This window comes from Ensifer sp. ENS02 (assembly GCF_014851885.1).
In the GTDB taxonomy this organism is placed as follows: domain Bacteria; phylum Pseudomonadota; class Alphaproteobacteria; order Rhizobiales; family Rhizobiaceae; genus Ensifer; species Ensifer adhaerens.
The window spans coordinates 1-12,693 of record NZ_JACVAO010000033.1 but is presented as its reverse complement, the minus strand read 5'-3'; the positions used below and the strand labels follow the sequence as shown (position 1 = coordinate 12,693).

The 12,693-nt window shown below is 60.2% G+C and carries 12 protein-coding genes and 1 pseudogene; 5 read left to right on the top strand and 8 right to left on the bottom strand.

Features of this window, described 5'->3' with window-relative positions:
• Window positions 1–2: 2 nt before the first annotated feature.
• Window positions 3–884 (bottom strand): hypothetical protein, encoded by an 882-nt coding sequence (locus tag IB262_RS34575; protein ID WP_192494512.1) that lies wholly within the window; start codon window positions 882–884, stop codon window positions 3–5.
• A gap of 423 nt (window positions 885–1,307) precedes the next feature.
• On the opposite strand from IB262_RS34575, the gene IB262_RS34570 reads away from it, so the two are divergent.
• The 3 genes from IB262_RS34570 to ligD (IB262_RS34560) are packed head-to-tail and all read left to right on the top strand — an operon-like array spanning window position 1,308 to window position 4,151.
• Window positions 1,308–2,213 (top strand): Ku protein, encoded by a 906-nt coding sequence (locus IB262_RS34570; RefSeq protein WP_089045309.1) that lies wholly within the window; start codon window positions 1,308–1,310, stop codon window positions 2,211–2,213.
• An 11-nt stretch (window positions 2,214–2,224) separates the two neighbouring features.
• On the top strand, window positions 2,225–3,037 hold the full coding sequence (locus IB262_RS34565) for a Ku protein (protein WP_192494511.1): 813 nt from the start codon (window positions 2,225–2,227) through the stop codon (window positions 3,035–3,037).
• A gap of 55 nt (window positions 3,038–3,092) precedes the next feature.
• Complete coding sequence (gene ligD / locus IB262_RS34560) at window positions 3,093–4,151, top strand: non-homologous end-joining DNA ligase (protein ID WP_089045307.1); 1,059 nt, start codon at window positions 3,093–3,095, stop codon at window positions 4,149–4,151.
• A 6-nt stretch (window positions 4,152–4,157) separates the two neighbouring features.
• On the opposite strand, the gene IB262_RS34555 is transcribed toward ligD (IB262_RS34560), so the two are convergent.
• From IB262_RS34555 to IB262_RS34540, 4 genes are all read right to left on the bottom strand, one after another.
• Entirely contained in the window at window positions 4,158–4,577 is a 420-nt protein-coding gene (locus tag IB262_RS34555) for a DUF4112 domain-containing protein (protein WP_162770686.1), read from the bottom strand.
• Window positions 4,574–7,210, bottom strand: coding sequence for a DNA ligase D (ligD, locus tag IB262_RS34550; protein WP_113553759.1), 2,637 nt, complete (start codon window positions 7,208–7,210; stop codon window positions 4,574–4,576). The genes IB262_RS34555 and ligD (IB262_RS34550) overlap by 4 nt, the downstream gene beginning before the upstream one ends.
• Window positions 7,211–7,552: 342 nt before the next feature.
• On the bottom strand, window positions 7,553–7,963 hold the full coding sequence (locus tag IB262_RS34545) for a hypothetical protein (RefSeq protein WP_112976270.1): 411 nt from the start codon (window positions 7,961–7,963) through the stop codon (window positions 7,553–7,555).
• A gap of 361 nt (window positions 7,964–8,324) precedes the next feature.
• Window positions 8,325–8,642: a hypothetical protein gene (locus IB262_RS34540; protein ID WP_034799802.1), complete on the bottom strand. Its 318-nt coding sequence runs from the start codon at window positions 8,640–8,642 to the stop codon at window positions 8,325–8,327.
• A gap of 248 nt (window positions 8,643–8,890) precedes the next feature.
• On the opposite strand from IB262_RS34540, the gene IB262_RS36305 reads away from it, so the two are divergent.
• Together IB262_RS36305 and IB262_RS36300 are read left to right on the top strand one after the other, a co-directional pair.
• Window positions 8,891–9,385 carry a DUF6438 domain-containing protein gene (locus tag IB262_RS36305; RefSeq protein WP_246802829.1) on the top strand — a complete coding sequence of 165 codons (495 nt, stop codon included), beginning with the start codon at window positions 8,891–8,893 and terminating at the stop codon, window positions 9,383–9,385.
• A gap of 143 nt (window positions 9,386–9,528) precedes the next feature.
• Window positions 9,529–10,016 (top strand): annotated as a pseudogene (locus IB262_RS36300) (NAD(P)H-dependent oxidoreductase); the annotation flags it as partial.
• Window positions 10,017–10,094: 78 nt separating this feature from the next.
• On the opposite strand, the gene IB262_RS34525 reads toward IB262_RS36300, so the two are convergent.
• Genes IB262_RS34525 through IB262_RS34515 form a run of 3 tightly spaced genes read right to left on the bottom strand, consistent with a single transcriptional unit; the run spans window position 10,095 to window position 12,562 of the window.
• A complete protein-coding gene (locus IB262_RS34525) occupies window positions 10,095–10,877 on the bottom strand; it encodes an SDR family oxidoreductase (protein WP_113553760.1) in 783 nt (260 codons plus the stop codon).
• 15 nt (window positions 10,878–10,892) lie between these two features.
• Window positions 10,893–12,089 (bottom strand): aminotransferase class V-fold PLP-dependent enzyme, encoded by a 1,197-nt coding sequence (locus IB262_RS34520; protein WP_348646955.1) that lies wholly within the window; start codon window positions 12,087–12,089, stop codon window positions 10,893–10,895.
• Window positions 12,083–12,562 carry a RidA family protein gene (locus IB262_RS34515; protein ID WP_112976271.1) on the bottom strand — a complete coding sequence of 160 codons (480 nt, stop codon included), beginning with the start codon at window positions 12,560–12,562 and terminating at the stop codon, window positions 12,083–12,085. The genes IB262_RS34520 and IB262_RS34515 overlap by 7 nt, the downstream gene beginning before the upstream one ends.
• Window positions 12,563–12,693 lie beyond the last annotated feature (131 nt).

Genomic DNA, 12,693 nt, shown 5'->3' with positions numbered 1-12,693 from the left:
ATTCAGGCCTGAGCCTTTTGTCTGGCCCTGCGTTCGCGCGCCTTGGCGGTCAGCCGCGCCTCGCGCAGTTCCTCAAGAGTGGGCAGCCACCAGCCGCGCTGGCGCTCACGCTCTTCCGGCGCCCTTTTCGAGGGCCAGGACTGCACCAGCTCCTCCAGCGAAGGCGTTCGCCATAGGCCCCAAACGTGATCCCCGGCGATGTGTGGATAAAGGTCGGCAACCTCATGGCAATCGACCAGCTCACCGGTTATGTCTCCAACTACGACGATCCCGTAGAGCGGCGTCGCAAGCGGCCGACCTATCGGGGGCAAATCATCGACGGCAAGCGGGATGCGCCGGCGCTTGCGCTCGACCGCCCGGCGGCGGGACAGTCTTTCCTCGTAGGTTCCCTTGCGCGCCTCGGCGCGCTTGCGTTTTTCTTCAGGCTCATTTCGCTGCGCTTCCGCCTCGATAGCCCCCCAGCGATCGACAAGATCATCATAGGAAGCGAATGGCACCCGCCACACCTTATGCTCGCCATCCCAACGGGCAAATGGAACCTGCCGGATTTCCTCGACCACTTTGCGTGAAAAAGGCGTCCGGATGCGAAACCCGTCCTTGTCGACGTTGAGATAGGGGCTGAGGATCGGCTCGAACGCATAAGCATCCCTGCCCTTTCCCTCTGCGTATGGATCGACGCGGGCGTCTTCCCTGGCCAGCCAGCGATCGATGCGCCGGCGCGCGGTCGTGCCGGGGACGATCCAGGCCTTTCGCCGGTCGCTCCAGCGGGCGCGTGGAAAAGCCTCGCGAAACCGCTGCACGGTCATACGGTCGAACGGAAATGCGACCGACACGCGCTCGCCGGCCCCTTTGTCTTCATGATCAATCTCGACATCGTCGGTCATCGCATCACCCGTCGCTACGACAGAGGGCGGCCCGGGCGCCAATGCTTCCTATGCCAATCTCCGCGACCGCCTTGCCGGGTTTTGCCTCAGTCTTCGCCTTTGTGCGCTGATCGGCGAACGGGGACCCGGTTCACATCGATACTTTCCTTGAACTGGCGTTTCCCGCGGCGCCGAATATAGCGCCTATCGGTTCTGCTATCGACGAATTCACGTTTCGTCATGACATCTCCCTTCCAGTTGTGGCTTCGGAAGAACGCACGCCGCCCCGAAAAGATGCAGCGAATCAGCGCCATGGTCGAGACTGGTTAAAAAGGGCGCCAACGCATGCCTAGGTTATTGATTTTCGATTCCTTTCGAGGCGGAACAAATTCGCTCGTGATTCGCTTGACTCGCTTTGGTTGCCTCGAGGCGGGAGTTTTAAAGATGGCCGGTCATCGCGCCCAGTGGAAGGGCTTCATCAAATTCGGCGAGGTGAGTTGCGGAGTCGGCCTCTACACGGCCGCCAGCACCTCGGAACGCATCGCGTTTCACACCATCAACCGCCGCACCGGCAATCGCGTTAACCGTGTCTTCGTCGATAGCGACACCGGCAAGGAGGTCGAGCGGGAGGATCAGACAAAGGGCTTCGAGATCGAAAACGGCCAGTACATCATGATCGATCCGGAGGAGGTGGCCGCTACCGTTCCGGACAGCGACAAGACCCTGCAGATCGAAGCCTTCATTCCCTGCTCCGACGTTGACGACGTCTATTTCGACAAACCCTACTATCTCGTGCCGACCGACCGGGTTTCGTCAGACGCCTTTACCGCGCTGCGCGATGCAATGGAGAAGTCGAAGGTCGCTGCGGTCGCGCGCACGGTCCTGTTTCGTCGCATACGCACACTCTTGATCCGCACCCACGGCAAAGGCCTGATCGCCACCACGATGCAGTATGACTACGAAGTCCGCTCATCACAGAAGGCGTTTGAGGAGGTGCCGAAGCTGCGGATCAAAGGTGAGATGCTGGATCTTGCCAAGCACATCATCGCAACAAAGAAAGGAACCTTCGACCCGGCCGCGTTCGACGATCGTTACGAGACGGCGGTCGCTGAGCTGGTGAAGGCGAAAATTGAAGGCAAGGCCTTGCCGAAGCGAAAGGAGGTCAAGGTCTCCAAACCGGACGACCTACTGGCCGCCCTACGCGAAAGCGCGAAGATGCTGAAGGCCGGCGGCGGTCAACTGACGCGACCCGCCGCCAATGCCAACAAGGGCGCCGGGCGCAAGCCGGCGTCGCGCGCCGCGGCCTCGAAATCGCGCGGCTCGACTTCCGGACAGCGTAAAGCCGGCTGAGGAGCACGATCATGGCGCCGCGCCCATACTGGAAAGGCTATCTGAAGCTCTCGCTCGTCACCTGCCCGGTCTCGATGTCGCCAGCAATGTCGGAGAGCGAAAAAGTCAGGTTTCACACGCTCAACAAAGAGACCGGAAATCGCGTCGTCTCCCAATTTGTCGACGCGGTCACGCGCAAACCGCTGAAGGATGATGACGAGATAAAGGGCTATCCCCGCGGCGAGAACGACTTTGTGCTTCTCACGGACGACGAACTGGATGCCGTCGCGCTCGACACCGTCAAAACCATTGACATCGATAAGTTCGTCCCGCGCAACAGCATCGAGTGGATCTATCTCGAAAAGCCGCACTATCTTGTGCCCGACGATCCCGTCGGCCATGAGGCCTTCGCGGTCATTCGCGACGCCATGGCGTCCGACAAGGTGCTCGGCATTTCGAAACTCGTCATCGGCCGGCGCGAGCGGGCAGTCGTGCTCGAACCGCGCGGCGAAGGTATCGTGCTCTGGACACTACGCTTCGGCGACGAGGTCCGGCCAGAAGAGTCCTATTTCGAGGATATCGACGATGCATCGGACCCTGATCTTGTTCCCCTTGTCGAGATATTCATCAAGCAGCACACCAAGACCTGGTCCCCGGACATGGTTTCCGACCCCGTGCAGGACGCTCTCCTCGACATTATCGCGAAAAAGAAGAAGGGGCTGAGGCCCTTGAAGAAGGGCAAGGCCAAGGAAGAGACCGGCGCGGCTGGCAGCAACGTCATCGACATCATGGACGCTCTTCGCCAGAGTTTGGCGGCGAGCGGAAAAGGAAAGCGCTCATCCTGAAAACTTCACGGAAGGCACTTATGTTCGTATTCTCTCTTGCGCATGATGAATCGCCATGAAAGCGAAGCGCCGATCGGCCATACCCTTGCTCGATGACTCCGGTACTGCGCTCCAGTCGCGGCCGGTCCGCCGACGCAATCGCGACCAGCCCACTCTGCCCTTCGATCCGATGCCCGGCCGCATCGAGCCGTGCCTGGCGCTTCTGCGGCCGACGCCGCCGGAAGGACCGGAATGGCTCTACGAAATCAAATGGGACGGGTATCGCCTCGCCATCCACATCGAACCGAAGGGTGTTAGGATCATCACGCGCGGCGGCCACGACTGGACCGATCGCTTTCCACGGATCGCGGAAGCCGCAAAGAGGCTCGACGTCGGGACCGCCATCCTCGATGGCGAGGCCGTGGTCCTCAACAAGGAGGGCCATGCGGACTTCGGGGCGCTGCAACGCTCGCTCGGGGGCCGCGGCGGCAAGCGCGCCTCGACGGAGGCGGTCTTTGTCGCATTCGATCTTCTCTATTTTGATGGCCACGATCTGACGAAGACGGAGCTTTCGGTTCGCCGGCATCTGCTTACGGATTTCCTCGACGGCGCAAGCGGCGCGGTGCAACTGTCGGAAGAAGCGCACGGTGATGGCGTCGAGCTGCTGGCAAATGCATGTTCGATGGGGCTGGAAGGCATTGTTGCCAAGCACCGCGAGCGGCCATACAGGTCGGGACGAACAGGCGACTGGATCAAGGTCAAATGCGTTCAAAGTGAGAGCTTCATGATCGTCGGCTATGAGCAGTCCGCTGCAGCGCGTAGCGGGATCGGCAGCCTTCTGCTTGCCGCCCGGCGGGGCGATAGCTGGGTGTCGGTGGGTTCTGTCGGGACCGGGTTCAAGGCGAAGGATGCCGAATACCTGCGCAAGACATTGGACAAGCTGAAGACGAAGAAACCGGTCGTGCCGGTCAAGGGCAAGAATTACGTGTTCGCGCTGCCGACGCTGATCGCCGAGATCGAGTTCCGCGGCTGGACGGTCGAGGGAAATCTGCGCCACGCCTCCTATAAGGGCTTGCGCGAAATCCAGGACAATGCCGCGGTGTTCGATATCGCCACGCTTGGAACCCGCAGCTGACCGGCGTTACCGATCGAGGTCAGCGTGGTCGAGGCCCAAGTGGTCCAGCACGAGTTGCAGATTGCGGCGGTTGGACTTGAAATAGATATCGAAGACATCGCCGAGGACCGGCACGCTTCCTGCGACCGTGTCGAAGCCGACATTGACAAGCATCTTCACCAGCTTGTCATTCGGCACGCCGAGACGGCGCGCCTCGTTTACGATGACGAGGCTGATAGCCGCCGCTGCGAAATCGCCCACGCCTGGGATAAGGCCAAGAACCGAGTCCGCGCCCAGCGATACGCGCGTGCCGGGAATGCGGAGCGCCGTGTCCATCAACCGTACCAGGCCGCGGATGCGCCGAAGGCGGGTCAGGTGCTCGATGGGGACAGTGTGATTTTTCATGCGTCCTATGTAGTCTTGGCGCCCCTGCCGTTCAGAGCTCATGCCGCAGCCTTGTGCTTGCCGAGCCGCTTGATGGCCTGTTCGAGCTCGCGCTGTCCGTCGCAATAGTCCTCCCACGCAATCGTCTTCGTTAGCAGCGCCGGTACGGTCCGCACGGTGAACCGCTTCGGATCGAGATCGGATTTGACCTGCGTCCAGGTTAGCGGCATCGACACGGTGGCGCCCGGACGCGCCCGTGGCGACAGCGGGGCCACCGCCGTCGCCATGCGGTCGTTGCGCAGATAGTCGAGGAAGATGCGGCCTTCCCGCAGGCTTTTCGTCATCTTGATGAGATAAAGGTCTGGATTATCGCGGGCCATCTCCTGGCAGACGTCACGGGCGAAGCCCTTCGCCTGCGCCCATGAAAGTGGCGTACGCGCGTTCACGGCCAGCGGCGTCACCACATGCAGTCCCTTGCCGCCAGTCGTCTTGCAGAAGCTGACAAGTCCCAGATCATCAAGCCGGTCCCGCATTTCACGGGCGGCCGCAACCACAGCCGCGAACGGCACATCCGGACCGGGGTCGAGGTCGAAAACCAGCCGGCCCGGCACCTCCGGTTTTCCTGGTTCGCAGTTCCATGGATGTAGTTCGATGCCGCCGATCTGGGCGACGGCGACGAGGCCTTCTACACGGTCGACTTGCAAATACGGCTTCTTGTCGCCGAACACCTTGACCAGCTCCAGCAGGTTTGACGTACCCGGCATGGCGTGGCGTTGGAAAAACTGTTCGCCGCCAATGCCGTCAGGCGCGCGGATGATCGAACACGGCCGGCCCCTGACATGTTCGATCAGCCAAGAGCCGACCGCTTCGTGATACCGGGCCAGCTCTTCTTTGGTGACGGCCTTGCCGTCGTCGGCGTCCGGCCATAACGGTTTGTCCGGATTGGAGATGAGCACGCCCATGACCTCGGCTTTCGCGCCCTTGCGGCGCGGGACCTTGTTCACCATCGGCGCGGGCTTGGGCGTTTTGGTCTTCGCGGGGGATGCCGGCTTTTCCGCCTCCACCTCATCGGCCGGCTTGTCCTCCCGCAGGCCCTTGAAGGCGGCCTGGCGGACTTGCCCGTCTGCGGTCCAGCCAGCGAATTCGATCTCGGCGACCAACTCGGGTCTCACCCAGACGACTTCCTTTTCGTTCTTCGGCGCGCCGATCCCCGTGAACGGCGACTTCGTCGTTTCCACAGCCTTCAACTTTGGCAGCAGTGTTTCGACCTTCTTGGCGCTGTAGCCTGTGCCGACGCGGCCGACATAAACGAAATGCTCACCGCGATTGACGCCGGCAAGTAGCGACCGGAACTTGCCATTCGTGTTGGCGTATCCGCCGATAACCACTTCATGCCCGGCGCGGCATTTCGATTTCGCCCAGGTGTCGGTACGGCCGGACTGGTAGGGCGCATCGGCATGCTTCGAGACAATGCCCTCGAGGGAAAGCTTGCACGCAGAACGCAGGACCGCATCGCCGCCCGTCTCGAAATGCTCGACGAAGCGAAGACGAGGATTGTCGGTCGCATCTGCTAGCAGCTCCTGCAAACGCGCCTTTCGATCGGTAAGCGGCCTCGGCCGCAAATCCTCGCCGCCGTCGAACAGGAGGTCGAACGCGAAATAGACCAGGTTGCCGGTGGTGCCTTCCGACAAGGCGGCCTGAAGCGCCGCGAAATCCGGAGCGCCATTGTCGTCGAGCGCGCAGATCTCGCCGTCGATAATGCAGTCGGGCAGTTGGGAGGAAGCGCTCGCTATCTCCGGATATTTGGCCGTCCAGTCCAGCCCTTTGCGGGTCTTCAGCATGACCTCACCGTCACCGACCCGCATTTGGATGCGGTATCCATCGAACTTTATCTCATGCAGCCAGTTCTTCCCGGCCGGCGGGCGCTCCACGGTTTCGCAGAGTTGCGGAGCAATGAAGTCGGGCAAGTCAACCCCGGTCGACGCCGCCACATCCTCCCGACCCCGCTCTTTGCGTTTACCGGCTGCGCGCCCTCGCTTGCTATCCCAGACTGCGTCGGCCTCGACCTCACCGCTCGCCATCATGAACGGCTTGGGCTTGCGCCCCTTGCCGCTTGCGATCTGCTCCATGGTTCGTCCAGAAGCCACCGAGGTCATGTTCTCATCCAGGATGGCAGCGCCGTTCTCTTCAACGGAATGATCGTCATGATGCTTGATCAGCAGCCAATTGGTGCGCTTACCGCCGTCGCGGTCGTTGCGCATCCGCACGAGCACGAAGCTGCCATTTAGGCGCTTACCCTGCAGCACGAATTTCAAATCGCCCTTCTTCAGGGCTTCCTCCGGCGACTTGTTTCCTTCCGGCTCCCAATAGCCCCGGTCCCACAGCATGACCGTGCCACCGCCATACTGGCCTTTCGGGATGGTGCCCTCGAAATCCCCATAGCCGAGCGGATGATCCTCCACCTCGACCGCCAGCCGCTTGTCATGCGGATCAAGTGACGGCCCCTTCGTCACAGCCCAGGACTTGAACACGCCGTCGAGTTCGAGGCGAAGATCGTAATGAAGGCGCGTCGCGTCGTGTTTCTGGATGATGAAGCGAAGCCGATTGGCCGGCTTGACAGCGGCCGCGCCGCTCGGTTCCTTTGTCTGCTTGAAGTCCCGTTTCTTCTTGTAGGTTGAGAGCTTGTCAGCCGCCATGATCGACCTCAATCCATCCCATCAGGAAATTCCTTACACTGGAGTCGAAAACCCCCGCGCCGGATTGTTGTTCCTCCAAGGACAGGTCCCGCCTGTCCGATGGCAGGTGTTTCGTGTGAAGAATATCCTCTGCCGGCGGCGCGGTGGTTAGGCACAGCCGATGCCATGCCAAGCAACCTACCGAGCTGCCTTGTCCGTCAATGTGCTCGCAGACCGTCAAGGTGCTTGATGGGATCTGCCCAGTCACTCGGCGCCCTGAGGGACATCGCCGCTCCCTTTTGGGATGGCCTGGTGGTCGCTACCGCAGGCGCTGCGTTGGCGGCGGCGCCGACGATTTGCTTTCTAGCGGTAAATGTCGAGCGTGCGATTACGGTGGTTCGGATGGGTGCTGTAGACGAAGATGCGATTGAGGTCGCGGTCCGTCAGCATGCGCAGGAACTGCGCTTCGATAATGTTGTTAGCATGCACCCGCTTTGTCAGGCAGCCGACCATCTGGATGCGGGCGCTCGGGATGTCCAGGTAGAAATTCTGTGGCAGCGTGTACTGCGTGAGGATGCTGATCAGGGCGCCGCTTTTCGAAAGCTTGATGATCTCGCAGCGACGAGAGCTCAGTTGCGTCATGCCCTTCTCAGTGTATTCGATGCGCGCATCGTTCCGCGTGTCCTCCATTGGGAAGTTGGTTTCCCGATCGTACATGAAGGACTCTTGCTTGTTCAGGAAGTGCTGATACATCACCGGCGCCGCGCCTCTCATCAAAATGCCTTTCCGTATCCCCTTTTGAAACAGACTAGCGGCAGAGATTTAACAGAGGGTTTGGACGACCGATCCACTGAGCCGTCAACCCGTCGGCTTCCAAACGTCGCGCGGTAACCTTGCTCACCGCTGTCGACCGCTGAATTGGCAAGAAAGCTGTTCGCCTTCGCCAAGCCAGCCTACATTCGTTTCGCATGCGACGGCGAGACTCTTGGGGAGATCGGCTAGCCCCGATTATCCCCGCGGACCCGGGCCGAGTTCCATCGATATTCTCCGTACTGGAGCCGATTGGCGCGTCCTCGGTCGCCGCTTCCCGACGGGGGGCGATCCTGGCTTGAAAAACCGGCCTTGGGGCGAGAGGTCAGAAGTTGCCGGGATCGCGAAACGGAAGCGCGACCGATATTATTCGACGAAAAGTCGCCGTATCGCGTGATCTCCAAAGGGCCCATGAAAGCCCCGCAAAGGCAATGGTTACAGCCGCGCCTACCAGTCGATACGTCCTTCGCCTCGGACGAATTGCCACTATGCCCATGTTCTCAACACGCGTCTGCAAGCGACGCACCTGCTTTCTAAGTCGATTGATTTCCTTAGCAGTGTTTCTCTGCTGTGCCGGAATGCCCACGAAATCTTTAGTGGGATCGACGATCGCCTTCGGAATAGGCAGCCCGATATCGGCCATGTTTGATCCTCCTGCATATTTGTAGGTAAACAGTACCTTGGGAGTTTTGTTCCAACCGACCGGCCCCTCGCTAAGGGCAGACGCGTGACCCGCCCGGATACAGGTCAAGATTGTCAGCCACAAAAGGGCGTTGACTGGGACTGCGTATTGGTTGAGGTTGACTTCTTAACACGCAAAAGATGCTGACCCGTGACACACGTGTTGAGCGGACCTGACGACCGGCCCAGGGTCCTGAAAGGGTGCACGATATGATTCTGGTTGCGAAGATTATAATGGCTGCGGCAGCGCTGCTGGTGGAGCAAAGCCAGACGCCGAGCATCATTGTCGAACGCAAACCATGTCTCGGCGAGTGCCCCGTTTACCGTTTCCAGGTGAGCGCCAGCGGGGGTATGTTCGAGGGCCGGCGCTTTACAAGCGTTCATGGCGAACAGTCTTTCTCGATCACGCCAAAGGAATGGTCCACCTTTCAGTCGGCACTCGCACCGCATCGGCCACAAGGAACGGAGACCATTACCGTGGGGCATGCGCGGTGCAGACAGTTTGCCACGGATCATGCTTCAGTCTCGGTGACGTGGATCGAGGTCGGACGTTCTGACCAGCTTGTCTTCAATTTCGGCTGCAGGGATCCGCGGAACGATGCTTTGGCGCGGACGCTTGCGGATGCGCCCGATTTGCTTCAGGTGGGGAAACTGATCGAGGATCGCCGTCTTGAGGATGGAGCCTGGGATCGTCCAGCAAAGTGAGGCTCTGAGGGCGACTTACGACCAGGGCCTTAGAGTTAATCGCTGGGACGCTTGTGGGTTGAAAAGCAAGAGCCGTCGCCTTCCGCCTCCTTAGCGCACTGGGGGTATTTGGGAGCATTTCGGGGCTGAGGTGTGCTTCATCTGATCCCTCCGGCTTACCGCTTCCGGATGATGCACCCGTGCGCCATCCGAAGGTCCAGGAACGCCGGGAACTTTCGGCATGGTCGGAGGGCCAGGTCTGGGGCAGCCCGGAGCGCCCCAGGATCATGAAGGCGCAGATCGACTGGATCCCGCTGTCCGTCGGCTCGATCTGTACGACGCAGGGGAAGTCCCTTGCGGTCATGCAAGTCGGATGGTTCTCAGTCCTTCGATGCCATCAATACCCTCCGGCTGCCCGGCCGCTGGATGCGCATGATCACGATCCCCAAACGTCAGTCGCCAAGGCCTATCAGGAGTACGACGGAAATGGGCGTATGAAGCCATCGTCCCACTACGACCGCGTTGTCGACCTCTGCGAGGAGCTGATGAAATTCACGCTGCTGAGGCGTCGGCCTATCTCGTCGACCGATACAGCGAGCGCAAGGAAGACGCGGAGAAGCCGGAACAGCGCGTCAAACTCAAGTCGATCTGATCATCAAAGGGTATTTGATAATATTCGAATACCCTCTGACACGGAAATGAGGTCCGCGATGCCGTGAGACGTTGGAGCTTAAGCAAGCGTCGACCTGAAAGCGCCACCGTCGAGCAGAATATTCTGGCCGACAATATAGCCTGCGTACTGGCTGCAAAGAAATGCCGCGGCAGCGCCGAACTCCTCAATCGTGCCGAAGCGCCCGGTCGGATTCTCCGCATGCGCCTCCTGCCGCGCCTGGTCGATTGAGATGCCCTTCACTTCTGCCCGTCGCTGGAGAAGCACGGCTACACGATCAGTCTCATGTGACCCCGGTAGGAGGTTGTTGATCGTTACGCCATGTTTCGCGACTTGCCTTGCCGTCCCTGCCACAAAACCGGTCAGTCCGCTGCGCGATGCGTTGGACAGGCCCAACTCCGGGATCGGTGACTTTACCGAGGCGGAGGTGATGTTGACGACGCGCCCCCAGCTCCTATCGATCATACCGGGCAGAACCGCTTTCATCAGCAAGATCGGGGTCAGCATGTTGGCGTTCAGTGCGTTCAACCATTCATTCGTCTCCCAATCAGACCAGAGCCCAGGCGGCGGTCCCCCTGCGTTGGTGACGAGGATGTCGGCTTTCGGTTCCGCTTCGAGAAGCTCTTGCCGTCCTTCTACGGTCGTCACGTCCGCTGCCACGGCATAGACTTCGGCACTTGTCAGCTCGCGAAGCTCCCTCGCGGTGGCCTCCAGCGTGTCCCGGTTACGACCGTTCAGGGTAACGATCACGCCCGCCTCTGCGAGCTTCTGCGCCACGCCTCTGCCCAGCCCTTTCGAGCTCGCGCAGACGATCGCGCGCTTACCGCTTATTCCCAAATCCATCGTGGTTCCGTCCTTCTATTGGATCACATCTTTTGCGATTTGCTCAACCGCGTGGACGAGGCCATCGACCTCTCCCGCAGTATTGAAATAACTGACCGAGGCTCGAGCTATCTCCTGCAGTCCGCGCGCGGTCATGTCGAAGGGCGTGTAGGGTACGCCGTTTGCTCCGATTGAGATACTCTTCTCGGCTAGCTTGCTTCTCACAACCGATGCCGAAATTCCCTCCACGGTGAAAGAAACAAGGCCCGACTGTTTCTCCCCGAGATCGCGCACCTCAACCGCCGGAATACGTTTCAACCCTTCCCGAAGCCGGGTTGCCAGTAGGGCAATGCGGGCTTGGATTGCCTCGACACCCAACTCCGAAGCCAGCGCGATCGCTTCGCCGAGCCCCAGGAGCAGTGATATAGGCGCTTCGGACGTTTCGAATAGACGAGCGTCTTTCCTCAGCTCGACTTTTCCATTCACGAGAGGGCCGGAGCTCACATCAACGAAACCGGGATCGAGCTTCTCAAGGAAATTGGAGCGAACGTAAACGAGAGCCGTTCCGCGCGGCCCTCTAACGTATTTCCTGCCGGCCGCCTTGAGAACATCGCAACCTATCCTCGACACGTCGATTGGGAGTTGACCAAGTGCCTGCCCGGCATCCACGAAGTATGGGATGCGAGCCGCGTTGGCGACCCGCCCGATGGCTTCGGCGTCGTTTATCAGTCCCCCGTTGGCAGGAAGCCATGTAAGCGAGATCATGCGCACCTTGTCGTCGATCATTGCGGAAAGAGCGTTCGGATCGACACTGCCGTCTTCCGTGCAAGGAATGGTCTCGATACTTGCCCCGGCATGGCTTGCCGCACGCTGCATCGATGCGACATTACCGCCCCATTCCTGTCGGCCAATTAAAATGCGCTCGCCCGACCTTAGCTGTGGCAACGCGGCAAACACGCTCCCCCAAAGGGCAGACCCCGATCCACCGAACGCAACCTCGCCTTCGTCGGCGCCGATGAACTTGGCAGCATTGGCACGAAGTATCGCGAGCTCGTGCGCAACCAGTGCGGCAGCTTCCATCGGGCCTCGCGTCGATTCCAGCATCAAGTGCCCGATAATTGCTTCGGTGACCCGCCTCGGTGGAAGCGAAGCTCCGGCGTGATTGAAGTGACTTCGCTGGGCGCAGCCGGGTGTGTCGTTGCGCAGGCTGTCGATTTTTGCGTCGGTCAGCACCTGGTCTGCTCCAGTTCCACAACCGCATCGATCTCGACGGCTGCCCCCGAGGGAAGCGAACTGACACCAATGGCGGCCCTCGTGTGCTGCCCGGCTTCGCCGAACACCGCAACCATCAGGTCGGAGGCACCGTTTGCAACCTTCGAGTGATCCTTGAACTCGCTCGTTGCCGCGACGAATACGCCAAGCTTCACGATGCGACGGACAGACGAAAGCGAGCCGTCTGTATTGGCAGCGATCTGTCCGAGAAGATTAAGGGCTGCGATACGCGCCGCTTGCACCCCCTGCTCGTGAGATATGTCCGCACCCAGGGTGCCTGCAATGATCTCACCAGCCGGCGCCTTGCTGATCTGACCGGAAATGAACAACAGGTTACCGGTGCGGACCACCGAGATGTAGTTCGCAGCCGGAGACGTCGGTGCGGGCAGTTCCAGGTCAAGAGTAACCAGTTGGTCACGGATGGAAATCGTCATCGCTTTCTCCAATGAAAGAACGCAAGGGGCAGAACGCCTTGAGTTGGCGGCTTTCCTTGGGTTCGGTTTTGTTCTGACCGGCCTTTTTTGCCGATCGGCTCAATGGTCTTCGTTCCGCTGGACAGGGCCGT